The following is a 25,691-nucleotide window of genomic DNA, read 5'->3' on the forward strand; positions in this document are numbered from 1 at the left end:
GAGCTGCCACGGCGGCAACAGCGGAGGGGATCAAATCGGCGTGGCATCCTCGACTTGCACCAACACCACTATTTCGCTGCTGCTCAATTGCTTCGCGTTGCTCACAGCCCAGGATGTGAAGGGGAAGAAGCTGCGGTCTTGTGTCTCCTTCTGTGTCTTGAGGCCGCCGATGACGTATACGTCGCCGGGCTTGGCATCAAAAGTCGTGGTCAGGTTGCGCGTCATAAGCGTGGGCGAGCTATTGACCCCAGTCTTGGTGGGAACGAAGTTGGAGACTTCTTGGTTAAGTTGCAGGCTGACCACTTCACCACGAATCTGCGGCCGGGCCTCGATCACGATCCCTGACGGCTTGTAATCGACGGATTGGAGCGGGTTGCCCTTGTTGTCGTAGCTGACCTGGCCAAGAACGGGAACGTTCTCCCCGGACTGGAAGCGAGTCAGCTGGCCATCTGCAGCCAACACATCCGGGCGCGTGACGACATTGAACCGGCTATCCGTGGCAAACAGCTCGGCCAGAACATCCAGCGATGTGGACTGCAAGCGGAATACCGAAGAACCGGCAACGGCCGCACCTGCCGCACCGATGTGTAGCGACAGCTTTTGCGAGGCACTGCGAATGACTGCCCCCAGGTTGAAACCTTCGTTGCTGCTGCCGCTGACCTCGTAGACGACCGCCCGGACACGCACTTGCTTGGCTGGCGTATCCAGGCTGGCCAGATAGCCTTTCAGCTTGGCTACTTCCTCTTCGGTACCGTTGAAGACCAGCGTATCGGTCGGCCGGCTTTGCAGGCTCAGCGGGGAGTCACCCCTGTCGTTGCTGGCCTTGGGGGCTCCGTCGCTACGCGGTGCCGGGCGGTTTTGCACGAAGTGGCCAGTAGCGAACAAACCGCCGATCAGGTCGCTCAGGTAGTTGGCATCGCGGAAGCGCGGGTGATAGATGAACACTTGGTCGGCAATGGGCTTTTCGCCGTCTTCGCGCAATCGGATGAAATCCACCCCGCCACGGCGTTGAACGAGGAATCCAGCACTGCGCATGGCCTCCATGAACATGCTTTTCACCTGTGCCGGCGGGATGCGCTCTAGCGACATGGTGAATACGGCGTCGGACTTGGCGGCTGTCGGGTCAATGACGAATGGCGACTTCTGAATTTGGGTGTAATAGGCCATTACAAAGTCGCTGACCGGGATACGGTCGAAGGTCATCGAAATGCCGGGAATCGATTTGCCAAATGCTGCGGTGGGCGGTAGCGGCGTGGCCTGGCAATGGCCTGTCGCCATCAGACCCAGCAAGGACAGAGCAGCGAGCGGGCGCGAAACATTCATTTGGGCAACGCCTCCCCGAGCAACGATGCATCACTCTTAGCTGAACCAGACGAAAACGAGACTGCCTGGCCATCTACCTCGGCAGAGGTGGCAAATCCGTCAGGCACGAATCTAGTCGGCGTCACCGTTTGGATGCCTTCCGGGGTTCTGACCAGCACCCGAATGTTGTCCCCGGTAGACAAGTAGCCCACGAGGGCTACCCTGCTTTTCCCCGAAGAAGAAGACTTACCGACAGATAGCTTTTCTTCCAGCAAGCCGGAGGATGAGGCATCGGCTGTTTGCTTGGTTTGCGGTGCCGCCGGCTTGTGCGAATCACCCAGCAGATAGGGAGCAAACACACTGTATAAGCCGTAAAGGCCAGCAGCTGGCGCAAGCAGCGCGCAGCTGAAAACCAGCGCGTTTTTCTTGGTAAAGAGTGTGGCACGCCCATCTACCTTAACCTCTTTACCGACGCCACCGACATGCGAGTCATACAGCCCGAAGTAATCTTTGTCGTACTTGGCCTGATACTGGCTGATGACATCCTTGATGCGCATCTTGTGGCCTTCGTAAATGGTGATCACATAGCGATTCTTCCAATACGGGATGGCCGCGAGCGCGGTATGCTTTTTCATGTGGAACGTCTGCTGAATCGTGGCTTTGACAAAGCGATTCAGCGACGTGTCGATGTCCTGGCAGAGAAAGACCAGATCGCAGGTCACACCAGTAACTGGATGTGCATAGTGGCGATGCATTCGGAAGAACTTCTTGTGCTCTTCCGATAGCTTGCGATCCGGGCCATGGGTTTCCCAGGCCTCATCGATCACCACTAGATCACCGGGTCTGACGAAGCTATCGACCTCGCCATTGGTGGCCAGCAGCAACTCGGGATCAAAGAAAAAATTCGGTGCGAGGATGATTTCCGGCGTCAGAGGGACGATTTCCCCGAGTGGTGCCTCTGGTTTGGCAAGCGCCTTACGTTCGATCAGGGCATGAATCTTATCTTGCCGGATGTTGCGGATATTGGTGAGCACACGCCGCCCCTGGGCGATAGCGGGAACGATAACCGATTTGACTGCTTCGAATGACTTGCCCGAGCCTTGCAAGCCGCAATAAACGTACATGGCCATGATGGAGTTCCTTAGCCGATGACTGGCAAGCGCCGGATGAGAAAACGGCTGATAGAGGCGCTAACGATCAGCGGCAAGCCATATTGAAGTTGCAGGAGACTGGCGTAGTACCAAACGCCTGCCGGCACAGCCCGAATCAAGCCGGACAAATTGAGCGCATTGGGTAGGGCATAGGTGATGACTTCAGCCAAGATTTTCACCACGAAAAACATGCCAAAGGCGACCACGAACTTGACCAGCACCGAGCGAAAAATCCATCCCAAGGCGGTCCAGATTGCCGATTGCAGAAATGCCCACATGGCTATGCCCTCAATACGATAAAGAACGCCATCAGCCCCCAGCAGGCAGCAAAGACAGGCTCCAGAATGGGACGAACCTTCTCGAGCATGGCGCATTGCTCATCCAAGTGATGCACCGCCCCTTCTCGGAAAAAGGACAAATCCAGATCAACTGAAGGGCATTGACCATCGCCGGAGGGCAAGGCCACGCCCTTCAATGGGTTCAAGGCATCAATGACGGGCTGCATGATCTGTAAACCGGTAGGCGTCTCTTCCAACTGCGGTTCAGCTACCGTCGGCGCAGTTCCAAGATCGACGGTTGTGCCTTGGCTACCGGTGCCCGTATTGGTAGTAGCGCCAGTACCACCCCATGTTCCAGGCAGAGTAATTGACGGGTCCCAATATGGCGTCCCGGGGCGGGCATCGGCCCAGCCGGCCGGAGCCTGATCATTAGAGCCAACCGCAATAGGAGCTAATGCACCGCTCAGCGGAGTAGATACACCAGTAGCCTTGATATCGGATGCGCTGATCGAATTGGGACGGGATAACTCCGGAGGCCATGCAAGACCTGGCGCACGCTGCCGCGCATCATCTATTGCTGAAGAAAGCGCGGCAGCAATAAGTGCAGGGTTCACTTGATCATTGGCACGGGAGTCCGGCAAGTCTGATGCTGCAAGAGTATTGCTAGTGATTGGCCGAGGTTGATAGCGTAGGTCCTTCAACAGCTTGGGAGGGGTCTTCTCCATGATAAGGACCAGTTGGTAGATATGGTTATCACCGACATAGCCAAGTCCTGTGCAGGCCGAAACGCTATAGCCAGAAGCATCCAGAGTGCCGCGGGGGCAGTTGCAAACAGTGTCCGGCGTTGGACAAGCATATTGCTTGGTACGCAGGAAGATCGCGGTGTCACCATTGGGACGATTAGCAAAGACTGCATCGTTGGGGTAGCCCATCACCATCAGAGCATCCACCAGGCTGGATGAAGGTAAGGCACGTGTTGGCATCTGCGACAGGTCCATACTCGGACCAGAGAATGTAACGCTGGCACCGTCACCATGTACCAACACCCCTGGCGTTTGCTCATCGAATACCCCGGTATTCACGGCCATCATCAGCGGCGCCGCTAACACTACTGACTTCCCCAAGAATCGAACAGCTGACGAACGGGCAACCGTTCGCATGATCTGTGCGCCAAGCTGGGTATTCACTTTGAGCGTGGCCAGTTTATCCGCCAATGCAGCGCCCATTGCTGCGTTGACAGCGACAGATGAGGACGGCATTCCATTCACCAGGGCAGAACCGGCTAAAGCGCCCTGAGACAGCACAATGGCAGCGCCACATAGTAAACGCTTCATATGGATTTGAGCCCTTGGACCACAGCGTTCCCGCAAGAGACTCCCAGTGCGAAAGCAGCCAGATACCACCATTCAGCAGCCATGTGCATTCCTTCAACAGATTGATCAGTCGAAATGCCCGGACTTTCGCATGCGAAAGTCCGGGTCCGGACGCTTAGCCCTTCATGCGCTTGCGTACAGCATCGAAAGCGAAGCCGATGGCAACCAGGCCGATCATGCTGATGCAGATCGAGGCCACGGCTTGGGCTACCTTAGCGACAGGGAATGCAGCCACGAAACTGTCGATAAGCGCCGCAGTATCCACGCCGCTAGTAGCCGGAGCGGGGTCCGCAGCAAAGGCGAGCGCCGGGACTGCCAAGATGGCAACCAGAGCAAGTTTTTTGATATGAGCATTGGTGTGCATTGCGTTTTCCTTTTAAACACGGGTTTTGAACGGTTTGAACAAGAAGGCCCCATAGCGGGCAATAACCCAGCTCGATACAACCATGGCAAAGGCGAACGCCCAGAAAACGCCAGCCGTTTGCCAGTTGACCGATTGGGATTTCTGCATCGCGGCATACTCCTGCGGCGAAAGCAGTACGAGGGTCTGGCATTGCTCGATCTGGGTCGTATCCAGATGCAGCAAGCCGGACTCATCAGAGCGGACGCACTGAGCCATGGGGTGGCCTTCGCGGGTGCGTCGCAGAATTGGATAACCGGGAGAAAGTTGGGTCTGAACTGAAATCCAGCCCAACGCTATCCGATCGATTCACGAGGCAGGGCAACTGTGGGCGGTTAGCCCCTCCTCTCACATCGGCCCTAGCTTCGACAAAAGTGGGTTTCGTACAGTTATTGACACTAGTCGAACTAACTGCGGGCTCGTTTCGCTCGCGGTTAGGTTCGAACTCGACCGTCCATTCATGGCGTCGGGATTGAATGAAGACACCATCCTCGCAGTCAGCGACACCCAGAATACGAACTCCGACTTCCTCGCCATACCGGTTTGTACGGCCGGTTTCGCGGCATAGCCGTATGGGCAAATCACTCAACCTAAGCCCAGTACCACCCAGCGCTCGCACAAAACCCGCCCAATCACCGGCATCGGCAGCTTCAGCTGCCCGGCGGATCACTTCACTGTCTATCACCGTGCCGTCGTTCGCAGCGATACGCCGCAGCTCGCGCCACAAGGTGACAGGCGCGACGCCGACCTGCTGAAACTGGCGAATCCCCCAACACGATGCCCAAGCCCGCACACGCTCGGCTGCAGTGACCGTATCAAGTCCGTCAAAGTTGATACCTACCGCATCGCCATTGCTTTTCTTACCATCCACGTTCTTGCAAACATACTTGGCGACATAACCAGCAGCCGTGCCACGCGCCCAATCAATTTCAATGCACTTGAAGCGTGCCTCGAGATTTCCGGCCAACTCTTCACGATCTTGACGAGTTGCGTACTCACGGAAGATCGAGACCAGCTCACCCACCTGATTTGCCGGAACAAACAACAGCAAGTGCCAATGTGGACAGCCATCGTGGTGCGGTTCTGCGATGCGGAAGCCGTAAGGGGAAATCTTTCGACGATGTAGCTCCGCACGTATGTAGGAATAAACGCGGGATAGGTATTGCTGTGCTTGCCGTGGGGTACTGCCGTTATATTTAGGATTCTTGATTACCCTGCCCTTCTCAAGTTTACGGAAGGCATGGAAAAGTGATGGACAAGTAATCGTCAGAAAAAGAGCCACATGCTCCAAAGAACGGGCAATGGCTTCGAAACCAGCAATACGGGTCATCAGTTCAGCGCGGCGAACATCTGGATTCGATACGGATAGATCAGCTAATTCGGCTAAAGTAAACTTGTCGCCCAATTCATTAAATGCCACTAGGCTTTCCAGCAGTGCGCGGTTTCGGCAGCGCTGCAAGCGAAATCGGTCCAGCGTATCATCTGATACGTATAGCCCGTTTTGCTGATTGACTAGGCCAATGCGGATCGCCTCAGACTCTACCTTTCGAGGGAGTTCCGTTCCATAAACCGTACGCCAGAATTTTTCATCGGTTATTCGTTGAAACTGGGACTCAAACGTTATTTTCTTTTTACTGGATAGAATCAGGCGTACTCCATCCTCAGGAGCATTTTCATCATCCCAGAGAAACACCCCACGCTCTGCCAGGTAGCCAGACAGGCTCTGAAAGATGGTTGGGTAATCTGCTCCATTAGACCAGCGCCGAACGTTCAGAATGTGTTGCACTGTTTCTACCGCTGCCTGGCGTAATTCGTCGTGACTAGCTGCTAAATTTTGACCACCACCAATTTTCACAAAGTGATCACGGCAGTCTTGCACGTACAGGTTGGCGGCACGACGGGCATCGCCGTCGTACCGGAACTCCTCGGAAAAAAGCAGCTTGTTATGCTGCCGCCGAATCCGCTTGGCGAACTGCGTGGGAACGGCACGGAGCCAGCTATCCACCCACTCACGATCTTCCACGAGGCAGGCGCGGCGGTATTCGAGTGACAGCGGATGCAGCATGATTAGTCCTCGATGGCGTAGTAGCTATTCACAACTGGCCGGCGAGAAAAGCGCTCGCCAGTTTCCTTGTCGGTGTAGACAAACGATTTGCCACGATAGCCACCGCAGCTCACAAGGCATTCGATAGTCTCTCCCGACTGGCCTATCCGCTTTTTCGAACGAACTTCAACAGTAGCCGGCGGGCTGTATTCATCTGGTGCCGGCAGAGTGACTTCGGTGTAGAAAAATTCCTCTGACTTACGGATCGTATTCACGCGTCCGCGCAGAACGGACTGATTCGGCTTCAAATTCAGCTTGATGGCTTCTTGAGGGGTACTCATGTGGATTCCTTCTTCAAAGATTGATATTCACGTCAGGCTTAAGAGAACTCTTTTTCCAAGCAGCGCTTACGAAGCAACTCTAGATTTATGAGGCTGTAGCGCCCCACCGTTATGCATGGGACAAGCCCACGGTTACACCACCCAACTACCACTCCAGGAGCCACCCCGCACATAGCGCTGAATAGTTCTCGAGTGACTAATGGGCTGGTAATGTTGGACAACAAGGGAGTGTCAGCACCGCTCCTTTGAGGTCGCTCCAGGTTGTCAAGAGATAGAACGTTGCCCACAATAGATCCATGTAGTTTGCTAAGTTATAAAATTTGCCTAGGTAAAAAATTTACCTAGGCAAAGTATGCCATTTCATGAAAGGATGTCAAGCTATGAGTGCGCTCAACGAGCGAATGAGAGAGGTCATTGCCGCTGCAACCCACGAGAGCGACAGATACAAGACATTAGAGAGCTTGACTGGTATCAACCGGACAACATGGTCGAACTTCATGAAGGGCAAGCAATACGCAAGCTACGAGATGATTGAAGCGATTTGCCGGCTGTGGGAGCAGTGGACGTTGTACATAGTGATTGGCAAAGGGGAGCGACCAGATATTGATCCTGACCGCGACACTTATGCGGAGGTCTTGCCTCAAGATGGCGGAGTAGTCTTGAAGCGAGATCGAAAGGGACGCGCTGTAGCCAACATCCCCCATCTGTTGAACTGTCGCGCCCCTTATGACCCTGCAAATTTTGAGTGGGGCTACCGAGGAGTCGGCCCCTACGAGCTGTCAGCCAATATCTTGTATTTATTCGGCATGCCAGAGCAAGCAGCTCAAAAGCATGCCCAAGCATTCTGCGATGAGGTTGTAAGTAGTCTCCCCCATCAAGAAGCCTTTATCTCAGTTGAGCGCATTAAAGAATGGATTGAAGGGAGGCACGTCCTCGCTTCATGAAGCCTTTGTGAGGACAACATGACGATAAAGCAAGTTAAAACAGGCTGGCAGGTCAACATCCAGCCAGGAGGACGGGGGGCCAAGAGGCTTAAGAAGACATTTCCCACAAAAGCAGAAGCGGTAGCGTGGGAACGATATGTAAGGGCAAAGGTCCAGCAGGAGCCAGAATGGGCTCCTGCCAAGAAAGACCCTCGCTCACTCTCCGAACTTGTTGACCTCTGGTTTCAGCACCATGGTTCAGGCTTACGATCTGGACAGGGCACATACCAAAGGCTACTGCTCATGTGCCAAGCGATGGGCAATCCACGCGCCGAGACTTTTTCCGCAGACCTATTTGCGGCCTATAGGGCAAACCGGCTCGCGGCCGGAATCTCCGCCAGCAACATGAATCGTGAGCATGCCTACATGAGAGCCGTTTTTAACGAGCTGATCAGGCTTGGCCTATGGAAGAAGGAAAATCCGCTCCAGAAGCTACGCTCCTTCAAGATACAGGAGCGGGAACTCTCCTACCTGACCGCAGAGCAGATACAAGCTCTGCTCCAAGCATTGCAAACCGGCCGTAACCAGCACGTCCAGCTCATCGCCAAGGTGTGCTTGGCAACTGGCGCGCGCTGGGGAGAGGCTGAGGCCCTTCGCAGATCGCAAGTCAGGAATGGGGTGATCCAGTTTGTACAAACCAAATCATCCAAGGCGAGAGCCATACCGATTACATCGGAGCTAGAGAAAGAGCTGTGCGATCACCATCGGGAACACGGCAATGGAGAGAGGCTGTTTGAAACCGCCTTCTCAGCATTTCGAGAAGGGGTGGCGCGCGCCAGCCTGACGCTGCCGGCGGGACAGCTGACCCACGTCCTTCGTCACAGCTTTGCCAGTCACTTCATGATGAACGGCGGCAACATCCTGGTGCTGCAAAGGGCGCTGGGCCACCACAACCTCACCATGACCATGCGGTACGCCCATCTTTCACCCGACCATTTGAGCGAAACCCGAGAGCTGAACCCGCTACGCGCGTTGAACCTTTGTTGAACCCGACAAAGCAAAAGGGGTTGCGCTTGCGCGCAACCCCTTGATTGTCTGGTGGGCCCCCGGGGAGTCGAACCCCGCACCAACGGATTATGAGTCCTAAATTTAAAGCATACCAACGCATAGACACCCGCTGACAAAACAAACACAAATACTTGTTTTCAATGAAAAAATGTAGAATATGAAAAATAAAATAGACGATAGATGTTGACCTAAAGGCATCACAACGCCCTACAATAACCCTACAACTTAGAATGTAGGGCTTCGCATGGCACGCGTTCCACTGACCATCAATCGAATCGAAAAGCTTTCTTGTCCCGAAGGGAAATCCCAAGTCTTCATGAGAGACAGCGAAGTCCCCGGCCTGGGGCTTCGCTGCACTCCCAAACGCAAAACCTTTATCTTTGAAGCAGACCTTCACGGCCAGACCATTCGCATCACGATTGGCGAATACCCTGCATGGCTGCTCGATACTTCGCAAGGAAGCAATGAGCCCAGCGCCCGACGCCGCGCACGCGAGCTGCGTGGGCTGATTGATCAAGGCATCGACCCTCGCCTCCAGGAAAAAGAAGCCAAGGCAGAACATGAGAAATTGCTGACGGCTGAAAATAAAAAAAACATCACCCTTGCAGATGCCTGGCCCGTCTACGTCCAAGCCAATGCCAGTCGCTGGGGCGCCCGGCACCTTGCAGATCACGAGCGGCTCGCGCATCGGGGCGGAGACCCTAGAACCCGCTCCAAAGCAAAGCAGACCATCCCCGGACCCCTAGCCCCATTGCTAGATGTCAAGCTGACAGACTTGAACGCTGACCAGATCAGCGCATGGTTGGAGAAAGAAAACGAAACCCGGCCTACGGTAGCCGCATTAGCTTTTAGATTGCTAAGGGCATTCCTGAACTGGTGCGATGAGCAACCCGAATACACTGGGCTTATCCCTGAAATCAATCATGCCGCCAAGAAGGTTCGCCAGAAAGTGGCAAAATCCAAAGCCAAGGATGACTGCTTACAAAAAGAGCAGTTGCCTGCTTGGTTTGCCAATGTACAAAAGCTCAGCCCGATTTTCAGCGCATACCTGCAAACTCTGTTGCTTACCGGTGCCAGGCGGGAAGAGTTAGCAGAACTGAAATGGACAGATGTTGACTTCCAATGGAAAAGCTTACGGCTAGCGGACAAAGTCGAGGGTGAGCGCCAGATCCCACTCACCCCCTATGTAGCCAAGCTTCTCGCCAACCTTCCCCGTAGGAACGAGTGGGTTTTCAGCAGCACATCCGCTCAAAGCGGCCGCATACAAGATCCCCGCTACGCTCATAACCAAGCTTTATCTTGGGCTGACTTACCGCCTTTGACGCTACACGGACTCAGGCGATCATTTGGCACGCTCTCCGAGTGGGTGGAATGCCCGACAGGAGTAGTGGCGCAAATCCAAGGCCATAAACCAAGTGCAACCGCCGAGAAGCATTACCGCCGCCGGCCCCTTGACCTGCTGAGAAAATGGCATAGCCAGATTGAGGAATGGATTTTGGAACAAGCCACTCTCCGGAATACCGTTAGCTGAACATTCGGAGACACCTCAACCATCGAGGTGTCTTTTTCATATCCCCGCCCCCTCCTTACTCAATACTCCTCCGCCAACATCAGCGTCAGCACCCGCCGTGTCGCCTCGGCATCCCACGGCGCTTCGCTGCCTTGCTCGCAGTCTTGCGCGTAATAATCGATCTTCCAGAACACCGTCACGCCGTCGATCTCCACTTGGCCGAAGTCATGTTCCAGATAGGGATCGTTGTCGGCACTGAAATCTTTCATCTGGCGAATCGCCTCAATGAATCGTTCTGGCTGTTCCAGGCTGGCAAAGCCTGGGGTGCAATGCACCTGCCCCAAGCTGGATGGTGCGAAGGGCAGGCTGCGGCGCAGTTGGTCGTTGAGTTCGGCGGTCTGGATCTGCTTCAGCAGCCAGCCGCCGGTTTGCGGCAGCCGATTGATCTGCAGCAGGATGGCTTCCGTCGTCGCCAGGTGTTGCCGGTGCTGCAGCGACAGCAGCCAGCTGCGGATGCCGGCCAGATCCTGGAACGGGCAGACTACGCCGTCCAGTGTTTGAATGCGGTGATGCATCATCGTGTCCTCGTAAAAAAACCCCTGTCTGGCTAAGCCAGATCAGGGGCAAGGGTAAGTAGAAAGTGGACGTTCAGCCGACGCCAGCGGGTTCCGTCAGGGCCGGCACTGCTGGAGACCGGCGCGCAGGGTGGCCAGGAACGGTTCCGGCATGGCGCCGCTCAGCCGCATCTCGGTTTCCAGCGCGGCGTATTCGTCTTGTTTGTGCCGGCTCTCAAACACTTTGAGCAGGCAGCTGCAGTAGGCCTTGGTGGCGCCGCGTCCCATGCAGCCGTTGACGAAGCGTTCTTGCACGTCGCTGTCGTAGCCGGACGAACAGGCGGTCAGCAGGACAAGCAGCGGAAGGATCAGATAAGGGGTTTTCATAGGCATTCGGACAGAGTGGGCGGGCACGGACAGGCTGTCCGCGCCCGTGATCGCGTTACCAGGTGACGCAGCTGTACTCCTTGCTCTTGCTCGACGGCAAGGCCTTGGCTACGCCGGTCAGCGGCAACGATAGGGTTTTGCCATCCGCCGTCTTGGCTACCAGGGTCTTGGCCTTGCGGAGGCCGTCCCAAGCCAGGCGGAAGTTGTCACCGCCGGCGCGCGAGCCGGCATCGGACGGTGACAGCGGCGCCTTGCCATCGAGGATCAGCACGAAGTCTTGCTGGCTGCCGTAGCCGTACTGCTTGCGGCCTACCGTCAGCGTCATGGTGGCGGGTGTCTCGCCGTCGTTGTTGCAAGCGATGTAGAGCTGATTGCCCTTGGCGTCCTTCACCATGTATTCCGATACGCCCTGGCCCCAGCCGCTGCTCCAGCGTCCGGTTTCGCCAAAGGCCAGCGCCTGTTGGCTGATCAATGCCGCCAAAGCGGCGAGTATTAGCGGTTTCATATTGGCTCCTGAGTTCGAAGAGTGAGCGCCCCGCCTGGGGGCGCGCTATGCCGTCAGTTCACGCCTAGCGTGGGCTTGAGGGCGTTGAAGAGTTGATCGAAGGTGGCGGGGGCGAAGGTGATGCCGCCCCGGTCGCGCTTGGCCGGTTCCACGCTGGCGAACTGCAGATGGCCGGCGCGCAGCGCGATGGCCAAGCGATTGCCGGCCAGGAGATCGTCGAGCTGAATAAGCTGCGCGGCCTGAGCGTCTTTCAGCGCGATGTCCAGCACCAGCACATTGGCGTTGCGCGCCAGCCGACTCCAGCGGATCTGGCTGCTCAGCACTTGGCCTTGGCTATCGCGGATGGCGGCGCTGCCATCGGCGTTCAGCCGCAGCAGATTGCCGTTCGCGCTGACCGGGATGTCGAGGCCGAAGACCTGATCGACGGCGCTGTATGTCTTGGCCTTATCGCCAAGCACATTGCAGGACTGGTTGCTGAAGGCGGGGTCGCAGTCGGAGATGCTGACCTGATCCAGGTTGTGACGAATATAGGTGGTATACCCCACGCTGCCGGCGGCAAAGTTGCCGCGCAGCGCGTTCAGCAAGCTGCTGCCCAGCGCGCCTTGCATCACCTTGGCCATCGGCTGGCCGTCCAGCTTGGCGGCGCGCAGTTCCAGCCGCCCGACTATGCCGGTCAGCGGGTTCGTTACGGTGATGGCGTTGCCGTCTATCTGGGGCTGGCCCCAGACCGGCTCCGGATTCTGGTTGCCGATGAAATCGGTCCAGCTGCCATCGGCCTTCAAGTCGTACTCGCCTTGATGCGGGAAGAAGTCGCCCCATACGCTGGGCTGCCATTGCTGTGCCAGGTACTTCTGGTGCAGCGTGGCTAGGCCGGCGTTGCTCAGACTGCTCAGTTCGCGCAGGGCGATGGACTGGCCGTTACTGCTTTCCAGACCATACCAGCTGTACACCCCGCTCTTGAGCACGGCGGCAGCATCGACATTACGGCTATACCGCGGCTGGCTCGCCTGGGCATCGACATCCGCCTGACTGATCTGATCCACACTGCCCTTGCTGGCGATGGCATTCAACACCGCGCGCACCTTGTCGGCATCGGCCTGGCCATTGCTGGCGAAGGTGGTGATCTTGTCCACTACCTTGCTGGCCAGCGCCGAAGTGGCCTGGTCCTGGCCGGCGATGTAGTCGGCATTCAGATCGACGCTGCCGCCGAGCAAAGTCGTCACATTCTGCTCGGCTGCGCTGCGGCTCAAACCGGCTTCCATCTGCGCCGCCACCATGGAGGTCAGCGGCGTCACATGCTGATTGGCGGTATCAGACAGAATCGTGCTGAGGGTGAAGCTGGCCGGGAAGGTGTAACCGGGCCGGGATAGATCCTTGGTGGCCGGCGTGACCACCACCAACAGTTTCTTGCCGACGACCGTGCCATTCACCGGCAGACTGTAACTGCCATCGGCCTGCGTGGTGGTGCTCGGCTCGCCCGGATCGCAAACGCCGTTGTCGTTCAGATCCAGGCAGACCGTGGCGCCGACCAGATAGCCGTCAATCGCCTTGCCGGAAACCTGCTGTGCCGGCGCGGGCGGCGTGCTGGGCGTGCCGCTATCGCCGCCGCCGCCGCCGCAAGCGCTCAACAGCAGCGCGCTGCTGGTCACAGCCAGCAGGCTGGAAAGGGAGGATGGGGTTTGCATATGCGTGTTACTCCTTGTTCATCGTGGGATCTTGGAAGGCTTTATCGGCGTGCTGAAGGGCCAGGCTCATCGGGCATTCGATCCCAATTCCAAAGGTCGAGAGCCCTGCATGGTCGCCCCCTGCTCGTCATGCCAATAAAATGACGAATATACACCACAAATATTGACGTGTTTATAGCGTCGTGAATCTGTATTCAGATGGGCATTCTGATCTTCATGAACGATCAACGCCCCAAAGCCTCTGCTGCCCATCTATCGCCGCTTTCCATAGCCTTGGGCAAACGCCTCAAGCAATGCCGGCATGGCGCGAACAAATCACAGGAAACATTGGCGTTTGAGGCGCAGGTTGATCGGACCTACATCTCAGCCATTGAGCGAGGGGTGGCCAACCCATCTATCGAGACCTTGGCGGACATCTGCCATGCAGTTGGCCTGAGCCTGGCTGAGTTTTTCTCGGTGATGGACCAGATTCCCCCGGCGCCCAGCGGGGAGCGGCGGGTAAATACTGCTACACCGCCTCAAGTCAAACGCAGCCGATTACGTTAATCAGGTAACCGTTCTTGCCCTGTGCGTTGCGCATGGGCGGAAAGGCCAGAGGCGTCACCCTCTCCGAGGCGGCGAACGCGGTCGCTTCTCCAGATTCAAAGCCAGGACCAGGGCGAGGAAGAATCGGCCAAACTGGCCGAATCGTCCGCTGTACAAAGCCTGATACAACATGAGGGCCGCCACGATCAGTAGCGGATGCATCGGTTTTCTGAATGTTCTATCGGTGAACGGGGGCATGACTGCTTCCTTCTGCTTTGTGGAGTTAAGACTGCGCCGCCTTGCCCAACTGCCGACTGAGCCGCGCGGGCCGGATCGGCGTGGCGGGTGGTGGCGTCTCACCCGGCGTCGCGGTTTCGGGATAGAACTCTTCCAGCAGTTGCGGCACGTCTTCTTCGCTTTCTTCAAACTGGCCGTTTTGCAGCAGCTGCTTGGCCATGGCTTCCATTTGCGCGGTATCGACGCCAGCCTGCAGGGCTTGCTCGGCTTCCGTTCGCGCCTGGGTGACGGCATCGATCAGGCTGTGGTCATCGCGCAGGGTCAGATCGACGTAGTAGACCGGGGTGCGGTAGGACTGGGGGGTGCTCTTGGCGCGCAGCCGCAGGGTCAAGGGCAGGTAACGGGTCAGGCCGCCGCTGACGGCTTCGAAGTAATGCAGCCGCGCCGCCAGCGTGCGCACCGAGTTGTAGCCGGTGGTGCGGAAGATGAAGGTGCCCAGCTCGTCCTGCTGGCCGTCTACCTGCACATTGAGCCGGCCATACAGCTTGCAGCCGGCTTCGCGGGCGAATGGGCAGCGCTCTGGCCCGGCGCATGCAGCCTCCTCCACGCCGTTCGGGGTGATCCGGCGCGCGGTTTCGCCGTTGCCGACGCATAACGGACGCCCCGTCGCGCGGTCGAAGGCGCTGTATTCGGCGCGCAGGTTCAGCTCGCTATGGTTGAATGGCAGCCGTACCGGAATAGCGCGGATCTTGCCGTTATGCGTTTGCTCGGCCAGTGGCTGATGCAGCGGGTGCAGCAACCAGCCGTCGCGGTTTTGCACCTGGGTGGTGAGGGTGAAGCTGTCGTCCTTTTCCGGCAACAGCTTGTCCTGGCGTTGCACCAGTTTGCCGATGCTGATCCGGCCGATGACGGGCGGGGTGATGGCGAGTCCCTTGATCATGATGCGCTCCTCTCGGTTTGCAGCAGGAAACGGCGGCTGCCGGCCACCGTCTTGCTGTATTGCTTCAACAGCTCGGGCTGTTCCAGGCTCAAGCGTTCCAGATCCGCGACGGTTCTATCCTTGGTGCGCTTCCAGCTGACGCGGCCGCCGGCAAACACGGCGGTGCTGGCCTGCCCCATCACGTTCTGCAGTTGCTGCTTGGCATAGGCTTCCTGCGCCTCGATCTCTTCGCGGCGCAGCTTCAGCGCCAACAGGGTGTCGAATAGCGCGGTGCCTTCGCTGGATTCGGACAGATCCACCGTGGAGCCGCTATCTTTGGGAAACAGCCATTGCAAGGCCTGGCCGGCATCGTCTGAGCCATCCGGCTGCGGCGGTTCGTCCTGCTCCACGCCGCGCCAGAAGCGCGCTTCGCGTTCGATCAGGTCGGCGATCTTGTCCTCATCGCGCTCGATGCGGTAAATGCGGAAGTCCTGGCCGCCGATCAGCACCGCCACATCGGCCCAGGCATGGCCGGTGACGGCGAGTTGATGCAGCACCTGGCATTGGTAGGCGATGGGGATGCCCTCCTCCCACTGCGACGCGCAGTGATAGCTGGCGGTCTTGATTTCGAGCGTGCCGACGCCGGCATCGGCGCCGACGACTTCGCGGTCCAGATTGGCCAGCATGAAGGGATGTTCGGCATGCTGCAGCACGGCGTTGACGCGCCGTACTTTCACGCCGGTGCGCTGGGCATAGACGCCGGCCAGCACCGGCTCCAGGATCGTGCCCCACAGCACCGGCTCTTTCTGCGACAGGTCTTCCGGCGTCTTGCGCCCGGTCTTCTCCAGCCACAGCGACAAGGCGCATTTGTACGGCGACAGGCCGATGGCCGCCGCCGCGTCGGACGAGCCGATGCCTTGGCGGCGGATCGCCAGCCAGGCCTCGCGCGACAGCTTCAAGGTAGATGCCAGGCGCAGCGCCTGGCCGTAACGTTCACGCATGATGAGCTCCAAAAGCATAAAGCCCGATCTGGGGCAGGCCAGACCGGGCGTAAAGGAAAGGGAATGGGTAAAGCGGAATCGGCGGAGTCAGCCCACCAGGATCAGCTGCCTTACATGGGCCTCACACGCCGCGCGGCTGGCAAAGCCCTTCAACGGGAAATAGTCTGGCCCGTCGCAGGCGGCATCGTCCCAATCCAGTACGGTGACGGCGCAGTCGGGATGCGAGGCCTAGACGGCGCTGACCATGCCTCCCTCGACGCAGATCACGATCTGTAGCGGCGGCAACTCAGTAGATGGCAAGGGTTGTAGAGAGTTGGTATGCATGGCGTTTACTCCAGCAAGGCCAGCGCCTGATCCAGCGCGCGCTGTTTCAGCTGCGCGCCCTGGCCGAACCAAGCGGAATCCAGCCGGTAGTCCTGATTGCGGGCGCGGCGGTGATGATCGACATACTCGGTCACCGCATTGAGCAAGCCCCAGGCAGTGCCGCGCGCGCCGCTCAGCATCGAGCCCATGCCCGCGCCGCTGTACAGTGCGATCAGTTGCTGCGTGTGCTTGGAGATCGGCAGGTTGTCTTCGTCCGCAATAGCTTCTCCGGTGACGGCCTGGAAGAACTGCTGCGCCTCCTGCGGCGACACCGTGCGCCGGCTCAACTGCTTCAGGTTGCCGATGAAACGATCCCAGGACGACAGGCCGATCCCCAGCGCTTCCTTCACCGCCTTGGGATCGAATACCGTCGAGTGCGGCACCTTCACCGCACCGCTGTTGTTGCCCACCGCCAGTTGCAGGGTGTTGTTGCACACCACCCGCACCGAGGTGAACTGCGCGGTAGTCGCCAGCGTGCCGTCGCAACTGGTGGCCAGCAGCAGATAGGCTTTGACCTGATCCCCGCTACGGATCTGGGTCTCCTGCCCGGTACGCGCCAGTGCCCACAGCTTGCGCCCGCCCTTCAGCACCCCAGCCGTTTCCAGCTCGAAGCCGCCTGCATGCACCAGATCGTTGTAGAAGCTCAGCACCTCATGCGGCTGTACCACCTTGTAGCGGTTGGACACCACCGACAAGGGAGCGAAGGTGTCCGAGCGGTACAGCACCTTGGCGTCGGCATGCGGCCGGATGTGCATGCCGCCTGGCGCCACATTGAACAGCACGTCGCTCTGCTCGATGGTCCAATCCATCCCCGCCTCGCGCTGCCAGATGTCTACCGGCAGCCCCTCAGACAAACGATTGCCCAGCCCATGCCACGGCGTGGCGCCGATATAGGCCATGGTTTCCACTAGATGCGCCATTTCACTCTCCCAGAAATAGAAACCCCGGCGCGTGGCCGGGGCGATGAACGGATACGGGCGGTAGCCCGGTAGTAGCTCAGGGAGGTGATATGTGGGTGAAATAATTTTGAATTGAGACAATTAGCAATCCAAATAGCGCTTCGTCAGCTTGCCGGCCATTACAGGCACTCTTAGGCATGACGAGCAACACTATTCTAATAGTGTTTATGCATATAAACTAGATGTCTATTTTACAGCGATAACCTATCCATGCTCGTTTGGCAGACAAGGTGAGATATCCGTGAGTCAAGACATTCTGGTCCAACAGGTTTTCCCCTTCTGGAAAGCGATTGAGGCATTAACCCCGCAGAAGGTTGATAAGGATGATCCAGACGACAAGCAGAACCCGGCATACCATGTTGCCCGAGATGGAATCTTGCCCTGGCTTGAGGTTGGGCGCAGATTTCGGATACCAAGCGTAGCCAGGTAAACTGGCATACGGAGGTACCGATGTACAAGATTCCACGGCAGAGTTACACCGCCGAATTCAAACAAGAAGCCGTCCGGCAAGTTGAGTCCGAGGGCAAACCTAAGGCCCAGGTTGCCCGCGAACTGGGCATTGCTGAGCAGACGCTCGCCAACTGGCGCAAAGCCCACAAGGCCGGCAAGTTGACCGGCGGCACGGGCAAGCCGATCACGCCCGAACAGATGGAGCTCTCTCGCCTGCGTGCCGAAAATGCTCGCCTCAGGATGGAGCTCGAAATCCTGGAAAAAGCGACGGCGTACTTCGCGAAGAAGTCGCAGTGAAGTACGCCTGGATCGACAAGATGCGCGACACCTACCCCTTGCAATCGCTGTGCCGCTTGCTGTCTGTCAGCACCAGTGGTGTGACCGGAAGCATAAAGTTTCCAACGGCAGGAAGCATATCCCTTCCAACACATGACAGAGCTTCGGTTGAACTAACCTCCGGCCCATCCGATACGTACAAGCTCCTGCTGATCAATAAAGACCGAGTAACAGGAGAGGCTGGCCCGCACGTGACGAGGAACATATGCAGGCCAGCCCTGGGAACCATAAGCTGGCCGCACACAAAATTCTGCACACGCTCTACTGGCTGTTCGCGCTGCTGCAGGCCAAACAGCGTCATTTCTGCATCCGTTTGAAGCTGGACTTCAGCGCCCAGGTGCGGGCCTTCGTCGCCTCCGGTGCCGCTAGCGCGGTGATCGACATCACGCCGAACAGCACCCATCGCCCGGGCTTCGCCGCGCACGGCTTGCCCTTGCAGCCGCTGCGGCTGCACCTGGTGCGGGTGCCGCTGAGCAGCGGCCAGACCGAAGTGCTGGCCACCTCTTTGCTGGATGAGGCTCAGTGGCCGGCACCGGCCTTCGCCGCGCTGTACCAGAAACGCTGGCGGATCGAAGAGGCCTTCCGCCACCTCAAATGCCGGCTCAAGCTGGAACAGTTTGGCGGCGAAACGCCGCAAGCGATACGGCAGGAATTCCACGCGGCGATCTTGCTGCACAACCTGGCGACGATTGCCGCGCAGGATGTGTTGGCGCAGCAGGCGCAGGATGCGCAAACCCATGCGCCGAACCTGACGCATGCCTCGCACCTGGTGCGGCTGTATCTGCCGCAGCTGCTGGCCGATCCGGCGTCGATCAGAGAGATTGGGCCGTTGCTGTACGACTCGATCGCCCAGCAGATCATCCGGCGAAGGCCGGACAAACCGACCTCGCCGCGCAAGTCAAACCGCAAAAAGCCTCGGCATCATCGTGCTTATAAGTAATTGATATGGACGGTGCTATTGCTTAATTTCGCGACAGTGGGTGGCACGGGTGCAGATGTCGCGATGCCGGTGATTGAGGGCGAGTTGATGCAGAGTCAGGCGCTCGGCCTCGGTCAGTTGTACGGTGCACTTCATGGAGTTCGGTGGTGAGTAGAGTCCGGGTGAGTGCAATCAAGAATCAAACCAATTTGTTGTGGGCACTTAAGTCTTGTTTTCTGTTGTGTGCGTTATCGTACAGACTATTTTAAGGTCGTATGCGAACTTATAGGCTCTTTTAGCATTCTAGGAGAGTGTGAAATGAAAAACGATATTCAGTTGCAACAGGATGTAATGGCTGAATTGAATTGGGACCCTTCGATTAGTTCCAGCCATGTAGGGGTATCTACGAATGATGGTGTAGTAACACTGACAGGACATGTCTGTAGTTATGCTGAAAAGTGGGCTGCGGAACGCGCTGCTCTGCGCGTGGCCGGTGTGAAAGCGTTGGCAATTGAAATGGATGTCGAATTGCCTAACTCCGACCGGCGTGAAGATGCAGATATTTCTCGGTCCGTTGCTCATCTTCTACAGCAGATGACTGAAATACCGAAAGAAGGAATAAAAGTCATGGTAGAAAATGGCTGGGTAACATTGTTTGGTGAGGTGGAATGGGATTACCAGCGCCAAATCGCTAGTCGGATAGTGCGACACTTATTGGGCGTAACTGGTGTAAGCGATAATATTGCCATCACTCCAAAGCTGTCTATGAACGATGTAAAGGACGGTGTGGAGAATGCTCTCCGTCGTCGAGCTATCGCCGACATAGATAGTATTTCAGTGATGATACAGGGAGAGGATGTGATCCTAGATGGTGTGGTACATAGTTGGTCAGAAAGGGAGCTAGCCGAGCATGCCGCATGGGGCATGCCTGGCGTACATCAAGTTATAAACAAAATAAAGGTGTCAATTTAAAATAATTACTCAGCGAGTGTTAAATTTCATTCTCAAAGGAAAAATCATGGAATCATCAAAGTCGGCAGTTTATGTCTACAACACTCATCTTGAAGCAGAGGATGCAATCCGCCTGCTAAGCAAAGGTGGCTTTGACGTAAAAAAATTATCCATAATTGGAAAAGGTTACCATAGCGAGGAAAGTCCTATCGGATTTTATACTACCGGCGATAAGATGAAGATGTGGGGAGGTGTTGGCGCATTTTGGGGAGGTTTATGGGGATTGCTATTCGCGCCCGCTGTTTTCTTTCTACCTGGTTTAGGATTGGTTGCCATGGCTGGCCCGGTAGTTTCGATCCTAGTTAGCGCATTGGAGGGTGCTGCGATTGCTGGCGGGGTTTCTGCACTGGGAGCGGCACTTACCAGGGTTGGTGTTAACGCCGATCAGGTCGTAAAATATGAAACTGCGCTGAAGGCAGATAAGTATGTGTTGGTTGTACACGGCGGAGAGGCGGATGTTGCCAGAGCACAAAGCATTCTGGATATTGCCACTGGATGGAAAGAGGTCCGATAAGTTGCAGTCTGATTTCCACCCTTCCAACGCACACGCCCGCGCCTTGTAAACATTGAAGGATAGTTGCAGCGTAGAGTCTAAAGCGAATCAGCAGCCGGCTCTGATCTGCCCGATGACGGCGCTGTTCACTTGATGGTGGTCATCATCATGTTGGTTTCCAGAAAATCTGGTCATGGGCGCGTACACAGCCAGCCGGCCTATGACCATTCAGGTCTGGATCGCAACGCTGGTGATGGGGGCCGCGGTGGTGCGCATGCTGATGCCGGGCTAGTGCTTGCCAGTCCGATCCAGACGCGCCCGCAAGGCCTGCAGCTCGTCCAACAGATCCAGCACCAGCGCCACGCCAGAGGGATTGATCTCTAGATCGCGCGACAAGCGCCACGCTACCTGTGCGCGCCTCAAGGCATCGCCACGGAAACGCCAATTCTGCGGCGACTCGCCCAGCGGCTCCAGCACGCCCTCCCGCACCCAGCGGATAACAAAGGCCTCTTCGGCATGACTGGCCTGGCACAGTTCAAGCAACGTCAGCTCCAGTTGCTCCTCCACCACCACGCCCTGAGTCACTGCCGGCTGGTTCTGATCCATGGTGGCTATCCTTTCAACGCGCTGCGCGGATTGAAGTCAAAGGCATGAGCCATGGCCTGGTAGGCGGCGCGCTCCCGCTCGCCCGCCACCGGCGGCAAGGCTATCGTCAACGCCACATATAAATCGCCCGGCACAGCGCTGGGAATGCCGCGCCCCTTCAGGCGCAATTGTTTCCCGGCCTGGGATCCCGGTGGGATCTTGAGCTGAACCGGACCATCAGGCGTGAGCGCTTCCACGGATGCGCCAAGCGCCGCCTCCCACGGCGACACCGGCAGCTCCAGGAAAACATCGCGCCCTTCGACTCGAAACAGCCGATGGCGCTTGAATTCGATTTCCAGATACAAATCGCCGGCCGGCCCGCCGCCGGGCGCCGCGCCGCCCTGTCCGGCCAGGCGCAGATGTTGCCCTGCCCGTATGCCTTTGGGGATGGCCACCGACAAGGTGCGCGTCTGCAGCACCACATGGCCATCGGCAGTCTGGGTCGGCATGCGCAACTCTACGCTGCGTTGGCAGCCTTGGTAGGCATCTTCCAGATCAATCTGCACTTTGGCGTGATGATCCCGACCGACGCCATGGGCATGACGGTGCCCGCCGCCGCGCGCACGCCGGCCAAACAAGGATTCGAAGAAATCGTCCTGATCGGTCGTGCCGCCGCCGAAATCGCGGCCATGAAACTCGAAGCCGCTGTCCCAATCAGGTGGTGGTTGGAAGTCCTGTCCGCTTTTCAGATCGCTGCCCATCAAATCATAGGCAGCGCGCTTCTCAGGGTTCTTCAATACCGTGTAGGCCTCGCCGAGTTCCTTGAAGCGCGTCTCCGCATCCGCCTCCTTGCTGACGTCCGGATGGAATTTCCGCGCCAGCTTGCGATATGCCTGCTTGACCTCATCCTGCGTGGCGGTGCGCGCAATACCCAGCGTTTCGTAATAGTCGTGGAACTTCATGGCTGTGCGCTCAGGCCGCGGCCCCATCGTCTCATGATTGCCTGGCTAAGCGACACGCCACGCGGCATGATCAGCTCCATTATTTGGCACCTTATAACGGCCGACCTTGGATAAAACGCACCAGTATCGCCACGACTGCCAACAACAAAAGAATATGGATGAAGCCTCCCATTGTGAAAGCCGTCATCAAACCCAAAGCCCACAAGACCAGCAAGGTGACAATGACAATTTCAAACATGGCACTCTCCCGGACAAACGTCGAAACTGGAAGATAAACGCAGTCCACATGACGCCCTCCATCAAAGGAATCGCGGCGGAGGCCAAACCGCCAAAGCGACCTGGGATCGCCTGTCGCGCCGCCCGCAGGGTGGCGGCGACCTGCCGCCATGTGATGCCGCGATGAATTGCGCGCCAAACCCGCGGGCGGCTGATTCAGTCATCCATCGGCCAATCGCCGTCAACCGTTTCGTACTCCTCCAGATCGTGCTGAATCGCCTCGTCAAACGGGTCGTAGATCTCGGTAGTGAAACTGAAGTACTCGGTGGAGCCCAGCAGAATCTTCCGCGTCGGTAACCCGGTTTCGGGTAGCGACTTGATATCTTCTTCAGGCAACCAGAACATGTCGCCATCGCTATCGTGTTGAACAAGCGGGTCCATGATCATGCTCCTATGAAGCCCCCCCGCGACATTGCAAGAGGTCGGCATCGTTACCATGAAGGTGAGAAGGCAGAATGTCTATGCGCTATCCAACTAAGCGGGATGCGTATGGCTTACCCGGGGCAGGCCAATGTGCGCAGCATGGCAATAGGATTGGCACAGACGCCTCTTCGTGACAGCGCTGCCGCAAGCTGTAAAACCTGCGGCAACGGGGCCAGGGCCACATCCGGATTATTTAGTCGAGTCCGCGGCCATAGTCGGCCGCCTTGTCGGGCAAAGGCGTTGGCTGGTTCACATGCAGCCACTTGTGCACTTCAATGTCAGGGACCTGCCACAAATGCAAACGATCCATGCTCACCACCAAGCGATTATTCGCGGCATCAAACATAAAGGCGCTCCACGGTACGGCCACCCTTTTGCCGTCAAGGTCCAGCAAGCCGCGAATCGACAATTGCACATAGGAGATGCAGCCCGTTTTCACGTTCAGCATGATTTCCTTGATATCGCCCAGAAACACATTGCGCTGGTTGTAAACGTCGCTGCCGATCAGCGCATTCACCGCCATCAGCTCCACCTGCTCCGCTAACTGCGTATGGCCTTTCACTCGGTACACCCCGTAAATATCGCGCTCTGCATAGTTCATGATCGTCTCCATAGCGAAGCCCCGCCGTGCCCAGCTCAGCCCATCTAAACGAGCGGGCTGGCAACCATTCAGGAACATCGAAGGCAACTTGCTGCTTCGCCGTAAAAAACCGGAGGCACTGAATTCCTTGCCCGGCCGGACAGCAGACCCGGCTCGCCTTGCTATATCCTGAGCGAGGGTGGCAGGGCAGTCTGTTCGCTAACCCACGCAGGCTTGTCACTTACCACTGTCCGCGCCAGCGCCTGGAACTACGCCATCGACAATCAGCGCAAGCAATACCTGATGACGGTGATCAGCCTCATCGTCTGGCTGTCCGATCTCCAGCCAGACGTTTTACAGCTTCATCCTGGAGAATCTGGAGAAATGCGGCGCCCTCAAGGCCATCGGCGCCGAAGGACGCGAACTGGTGGTGATGATTCTGCTCATGGCTACTTTCACCGCGGTCACCGGCTTTGGCTTAGGCATAGGGCTGATCACCCTCGCTCGAAGCGGCCCAACTAAGCGTCCATCATCACCTTCTGGAACCTGGCGCTAGCCTTTGGCATGGTGGTGATCATCGCCGCCATCTCCAGTTATTTCGCCATACGCCGAGTGCTCAAGATTGAGCTATTCGATATCTTCCGCGCCTAAGCGCAATTCAGCACGCCGGCAGCCGGCTTGAGCGCTGATCCCGGATCAGAGTAGCGCGCCACTGGCTCCCGCAATGGTTGACTGTCTGGCAGTGAATCCGGCACAGCGATCGCTCCGCCCTGCGCGGAGCGATCTACGGTTTAGCAAAAGGAGTCGATCATGCTTATCCCATCCCAGCAACGCGCAAGCCGCTTTACTCTGTTTCTTGCCTACGCCGCGCTGATCACCGTTTCTGCAGGCGCCCGCAGCAATAGCGTCAGCACCATGCCGGACAACCCGCCTGCCCCGATGCAAACCATGGGCGATACCTATGCCGAAGGCACCGAGGTGAGCAGCTATGTCTCGGACGCCATGATTACCGGCAAAGTCAAAGCCGAGCTGTTCCGCGATCCTGATCTGACCTCGTACGAAATACGAGTAGAAACCGATAACGGTCGAGTTATGCTGAGCGGGCAGGTGGATACCCAGGCCGAGGTTGACCGAGCCGGAGATCTGGCGCTGGGCATCAAGGAGGTCCGGGTCGTCATCAACTATATATGTGTCCGCGGCTCCCAATAGCCACGTCCTCCCCGCCCCGTCCTCACGCGCTCGGGGAGGACATCACAGCCACATCGGCTCCTGAATGTGCATGCATCAACGGGTGCCTCGCCTTATTACCCAGCGACTGATAGAAGCTCGACATACCGTGATGGAAGGCATAGCTCCAGGCCGAAAATCTCCCTTCCGGCACAGTCCCGCATCGGCTATGTTCGCTGGCGAACAGTGACCGTTACCGCTGCCGAATATGATGGGTACTGAAACTTACCATGCCCATGGCTTGCGAAACAAAGCGCCATAACTTCTACGCGATAGCATTCAAGAAGAGTCTCAAACCCCTTTCAAGGAGTTCCACCATGATCCATCCCCTACGAAATCTGCAGAAAGTCCTGTTACTGGCCGCCACCGCGCTGATGCTGTGTCTGGCCAGCGCCTATACCCAGGCCGAATCGGCGCGCGATCTGGATGAGGCCGCCCTGCAATCGCTGCACATGCTGTATCAAACGAGCCCTGCGGCGGAAAGTCTCTCCCACAAGGCCTCCGCCATCCTGGTGTTTCCCAAGATTGTCAAAGCCGGGCTGATCTTTGGCGGCGCATACGGCGAAGGCGTGCTGCTGGAAGGAGGCCACCCCAACGGCTATTACAACTCAGTTACCGCATCTTGGGGCTGGCAGGCCGGCGCGGAATCCTATGGCTATGTGGTATTTCTGATGAATCAGAAAGCCATCCGCTATCTGAAAAAGTCTATGGGTTGGGAAATCGGCACGGGCCCCAGCGTGGTCGTGGTTGATGCCGGAACGGCGAAAAACTTGAGCTCGACGACATTGCGCAACGACGCCTATGCTTTCATCTTCGACCAGCAAGGCCTGATGGCTAGCCTGAGCATAGAAGGCACCAAGATTTCGCTCATCAAGCGTTAAGCCCAGCCCATCCCAATCTGATG

At 57.4% G+C, this 25,691-nt stretch carries 29 protein-coding genes and 1 pseudogene; 10 read left to right on the top strand and 20 right to left on the bottom strand.

Annotated elements, in window-relative coordinates; genetic code table 11:
* Positions 1-30: 30 nt before the first annotated feature.
* The 8 genes from FYK34_RS13275 to FYK34_RS13310 form a co-directional block, all read right to left on the bottom strand.
* Entirely contained in the window at positions 31-1,323 is a 1,293-nt protein-coding gene (locus FYK34_RS13275; RefSeq protein ID WP_149297180.1) for a type II secretion system protein GspD, read from the bottom strand.
* Entirely contained in the window at positions 1,320-2,432 is a 1,113-nt protein-coding gene (locus tag FYK34_RS13280; protein ID WP_149297181.1) for a zonular occludens toxin domain-containing protein, read from the bottom strand. The genes FYK34_RS13275 and FYK34_RS13280 overlap by 4 nt, the downstream gene beginning before the upstream one ends.
* An 11-nt stretch (positions 2,433-2,443) precedes the next feature.
* On the bottom strand, positions 2,444-2,731 hold the full coding sequence (locus tag FYK34_RS13285; RefSeq protein ID WP_168209744.1) for a DUF2523 family protein: 288 nt from the start codon (positions 2,729-2,731) through the stop codon (positions 2,444-2,446).
* A 2-nt stretch (positions 2,732-2,733) separates the two neighbouring features.
* The gene (locus tag FYK34_RS13290) at positions 2,734-4,065 is read right to left on the bottom strand and encodes a hypothetical protein (RefSeq protein ID WP_149297185.1); all 1,332 of its coding nucleotides are present in this window, start codon (positions 4,063-4,065) and stop codon (positions 2,734-2,736) included.
* 154 nt (positions 4,066-4,219) lie between these two features.
* Complete coding sequence (locus FYK34_RS13295) at positions 4,220-4,468, bottom strand: hypothetical protein (protein WP_043578785.1); 249 nt, start codon at positions 4,466-4,468, stop codon at positions 4,220-4,222.
* 12 nt (positions 4,469-4,480) lie between these two features.
* A complete protein-coding gene (locus FYK34_RS13300) occupies positions 4,481-4,690 on the bottom strand; it encodes a hypothetical protein (protein WP_043578782.1) in 210 nt (69 codons plus the stop codon).
* 10 nt (positions 4,691-4,700) lie between these two features.
* The gene (locus tag FYK34_RS13305) at positions 4,701-6,569 is read right to left on the bottom strand and encodes a replication endonuclease (RefSeq protein ID WP_149297187.1); all 1,869 of its coding nucleotides are present in this window, start codon (positions 6,567-6,569) and stop codon (positions 4,701-4,703) included.
* Between the two features lie 2 nt (positions 6,570-6,571).
* Positions 6,572-6,889 carry a hypothetical protein gene (locus FYK34_RS13310; protein WP_043637819.1) on the bottom strand — a complete coding sequence of 106 codons (318 nt, stop codon included), beginning with the start codon at positions 6,887-6,889 and terminating at the stop codon, positions 6,572-6,574.
* A 380-nt stretch (positions 6,890-7,269) separates the two neighbouring features.
* Between FYK34_RS13310 and FYK34_RS13320 the strand changes: the two genes are divergently transcribed.
* The 3 genes from FYK34_RS13320 (at position 7,270) to FYK34_RS13330 (ending at position 10,411) form a co-directional block, all read left to right on the top strand.
* The gene (locus tag FYK34_RS13320) at positions 7,270-7,833 is read left to right on the top strand and encodes a DUF6166 domain-containing protein (protein ID WP_149297189.1); all 564 of its coding nucleotides are present in this window, start codon (positions 7,270-7,272) and stop codon (positions 7,831-7,833) included.
* A gap of 18 nt (positions 7,834-7,851) precedes the next feature.
* Entirely contained in the window at positions 7,852-8,859 is a 1,008-nt protein-coding gene (locus FYK34_RS13325; RefSeq protein WP_149297191.1) for a phage integrase, read from the top strand.
* Positions 8,860-9,124: 265 nt separating this feature from the next.
* Positions 9,125-10,411, top strand: coding sequence for a tyrosine-type recombinase/integrase (locus FYK34_RS13330; RefSeq protein WP_149297193.1), 1,287 nt, complete (start codon positions 9,125-9,127; stop codon positions 10,409-10,411).
* A 59-nt stretch (positions 10,412-10,470) separates the two neighbouring features.
* On the opposite strand, the gene FYK34_RS13335 is transcribed toward FYK34_RS13330, so the two are convergent.
* The 4 genes from FYK34_RS13335 to FYK34_RS13350 form a co-directional block, all read right to left on the bottom strand.
* Positions 10,471-10,965: a DUF3768 domain-containing protein gene (locus tag FYK34_RS13335; RefSeq protein ID WP_149297195.1), complete on the bottom strand. Its 495-nt coding sequence runs from the start codon at positions 10,963-10,965 to the stop codon at positions 10,471-10,473.
* Positions 10,966-11,061: 96 nt separating this feature from the next.
* Positions 11,062-11,331, bottom strand: a complete 270-nt coding sequence (locus FYK34_RS13340; protein WP_149297196.1) for a hypothetical protein — start codon at positions 11,329-11,331, stop codon at positions 11,062-11,064.
* 55 nt (positions 11,332-11,386) lie between these two features.
* A complete protein-coding gene (locus tag FYK34_RS13345) occupies positions 11,387-11,836 on the bottom strand; it encodes a hypothetical protein (protein ID WP_149297198.1) in 450 nt (149 codons plus the stop codon).
* Between the two features lie 53 nt (positions 11,837-11,889).
* Positions 11,890-13,521, bottom strand: a complete 1,632-nt coding sequence (locus FYK34_RS13350; protein ID WP_149297200.1) for a hypothetical protein — start codon at positions 13,519-13,521, stop codon at positions 11,890-11,892.
* 198 nt (positions 13,522-13,719) lie between these two features.
* Here FYK34_RS13350 and FYK34_RS13355 point away from each other — a divergent pair, with 198 nt between their 5' ends.
* Positions 13,720-14,067, top strand: a complete 348-nt coding sequence (locus tag FYK34_RS13355) for a helix-turn-helix domain-containing protein (RefSeq protein ID WP_106077809.1) — start codon at positions 13,720-13,722, stop codon at positions 14,065-14,067.
* Between the two features lie 262 nt (positions 14,068-14,329).
* Here FYK34_RS13355 and FYK34_RS13360 read toward each other — a convergent pair whose 3' ends face one another.
* From FYK34_RS13360 to FYK34_RS13370, 3 genes are all read right to left on the bottom strand, one after another.
* Complete coding sequence (locus tag FYK34_RS13360; protein WP_149297202.1) at positions 14,330-15,223, bottom strand: recombination directionality factor; 894 nt, start codon at positions 15,221-15,223, stop codon at positions 14,330-14,332.
* A complete protein-coding gene (locus FYK34_RS13365) occupies positions 15,220-16,203 on the bottom strand; it encodes a YqaJ viral recombinase family nuclease (protein WP_149297203.1) in 984 nt (327 codons plus the stop codon). Before FYK34_RS13365 ends, FYK34_RS13360 begins: the two co-directional genes overlap by 4 nt.
* Positions 16,204-16,532: 329 nt before the next feature.
* On the bottom strand, positions 16,533-17,486 hold the full coding sequence (locus FYK34_RS13370; RefSeq protein WP_149297205.1) for a DUF932 domain-containing protein: 954 nt from the start codon (positions 17,484-17,486) through the stop codon (positions 16,533-16,535).
* 489 nt (positions 17,487-17,975) lie between these two features.
* Here FYK34_RS13370 and FYK34_RS13375 point away from each other — a divergent pair.
* The 4 genes and pseudogenes from FYK34_RS13375 to FYK34_RS13390 form a co-directional block, all read left to right on the top strand.
* Positions 17,976-18,352, top strand: a pseudogene (locus FYK34_RS13375) (transposase); the annotation flags it as partial.
* A gap of 164 nt (positions 18,353-18,516) precedes the next feature.
* On the top strand, positions 18,517-19,251 hold the full coding sequence (locus FYK34_RS13380; RefSeq protein WP_149297209.1) for a transposase: 735 nt from the start codon (positions 18,517-18,519) through the stop codon (positions 19,249-19,251).
* Positions 19,252-19,548: 297 nt separating this feature from the next.
* Positions 19,549-20,202 carry a BON domain-containing protein gene (locus tag FYK34_RS13385; protein ID WP_103904230.1) on the top strand — a complete coding sequence of 218 codons (654 nt, stop codon included), beginning with the start codon at positions 19,549-19,551 and terminating at the stop codon, positions 20,200-20,202.
* A 46-nt stretch (positions 20,203-20,248) separates the two neighbouring features.
* A complete protein-coding gene (locus tag FYK34_RS13390) occupies positions 20,249-20,755 on the top strand; it encodes a DUF1269 domain-containing protein (RefSeq protein WP_103904231.1) in 507 nt (168 codons plus the stop codon).
* A gap of 267 nt (positions 20,756-21,022) precedes the next feature.
* Here the strand turns inward: FYK34_RS13390 and FYK34_RS13395 are convergent, their stop codons facing one another.
* From FYK34_RS13395 to FYK34_RS13415, 5 genes are all read right to left on the bottom strand, one after another.
* Positions 21,023-21,340 carry a chaperone modulator CbpM gene (locus tag FYK34_RS13395; protein WP_149297211.1) on the bottom strand — a complete coding sequence of 106 codons (318 nt, stop codon included), beginning with the start codon at positions 21,338-21,340 and terminating at the stop codon, positions 21,023-21,025.
* A gap of 5 nt (positions 21,341-21,345) precedes the next feature.
* The gene (locus FYK34_RS13400; protein WP_149297212.1) at positions 21,346-22,281 is read right to left on the bottom strand and encodes a DnaJ C-terminal domain-containing protein; all 936 of its coding nucleotides are present in this window, start codon (positions 22,279-22,281) and stop codon (positions 21,346-21,348) included.
* Between the two features lie 91 nt (positions 22,282-22,372).
* The gene (locus FYK34_RS13405) at positions 22,373-22,519 is read right to left on the bottom strand and encodes a lmo0937 family membrane protein (protein ID WP_103904234.1); all 147 of its coding nucleotides are present in this window, start codon (positions 22,517-22,519) and stop codon (positions 22,373-22,375) included.
* Between the two features lie 194 nt (positions 22,520-22,713).
* Positions 22,714-22,938: a hypothetical protein gene (locus tag FYK34_RS13410; RefSeq protein WP_149297214.1), complete on the bottom strand. Its 225-nt coding sequence runs from the start codon at positions 22,936-22,938 to the stop codon at positions 22,714-22,716.
* 235 nt (positions 22,939-23,173) lie between these two features.
* Positions 23,174-23,581 (bottom strand): PRC-barrel domain-containing protein, encoded by a 408-nt coding sequence (locus tag FYK34_RS13415; protein WP_168209745.1) that lies wholly within the window; start codon positions 23,579-23,581, stop codon positions 23,174-23,176.
* Positions 23,582-24,370: 789 nt separating this feature from the next.
* Here FYK34_RS13415 and FYK34_RS13425 point away from each other — a divergent pair.
* Both FYK34_RS13425 and FYK34_RS13430 read left to right on the top strand, forming a co-directional pair.
* On the top strand, positions 24,371-24,769 hold the full coding sequence (locus FYK34_RS13425) for a BON domain-containing protein (RefSeq protein WP_149297218.1): 399 nt from the start codon (positions 24,371-24,373) through the stop codon (positions 24,767-24,769).
* A gap of 248 nt (positions 24,770-25,017) precedes the next feature.
* Complete coding sequence (locus FYK34_RS13430) at positions 25,018-25,668, top strand: lipid-binding SYLF domain-containing protein (protein WP_196782493.1); 651 nt, start codon at positions 25,018-25,020, stop codon at positions 25,666-25,668.
* Positions 25,669-25,691 lie beyond the last annotated feature (23 nt).

The organism is Chromobacterium paludis, assembly GCF_008275125.1.
Classification (GTDB): Bacteria; Pseudomonadota; Gammaproteobacteria; order Burkholderiales; family Chromobacteriaceae; genus Chromobacterium; species Chromobacterium paludis.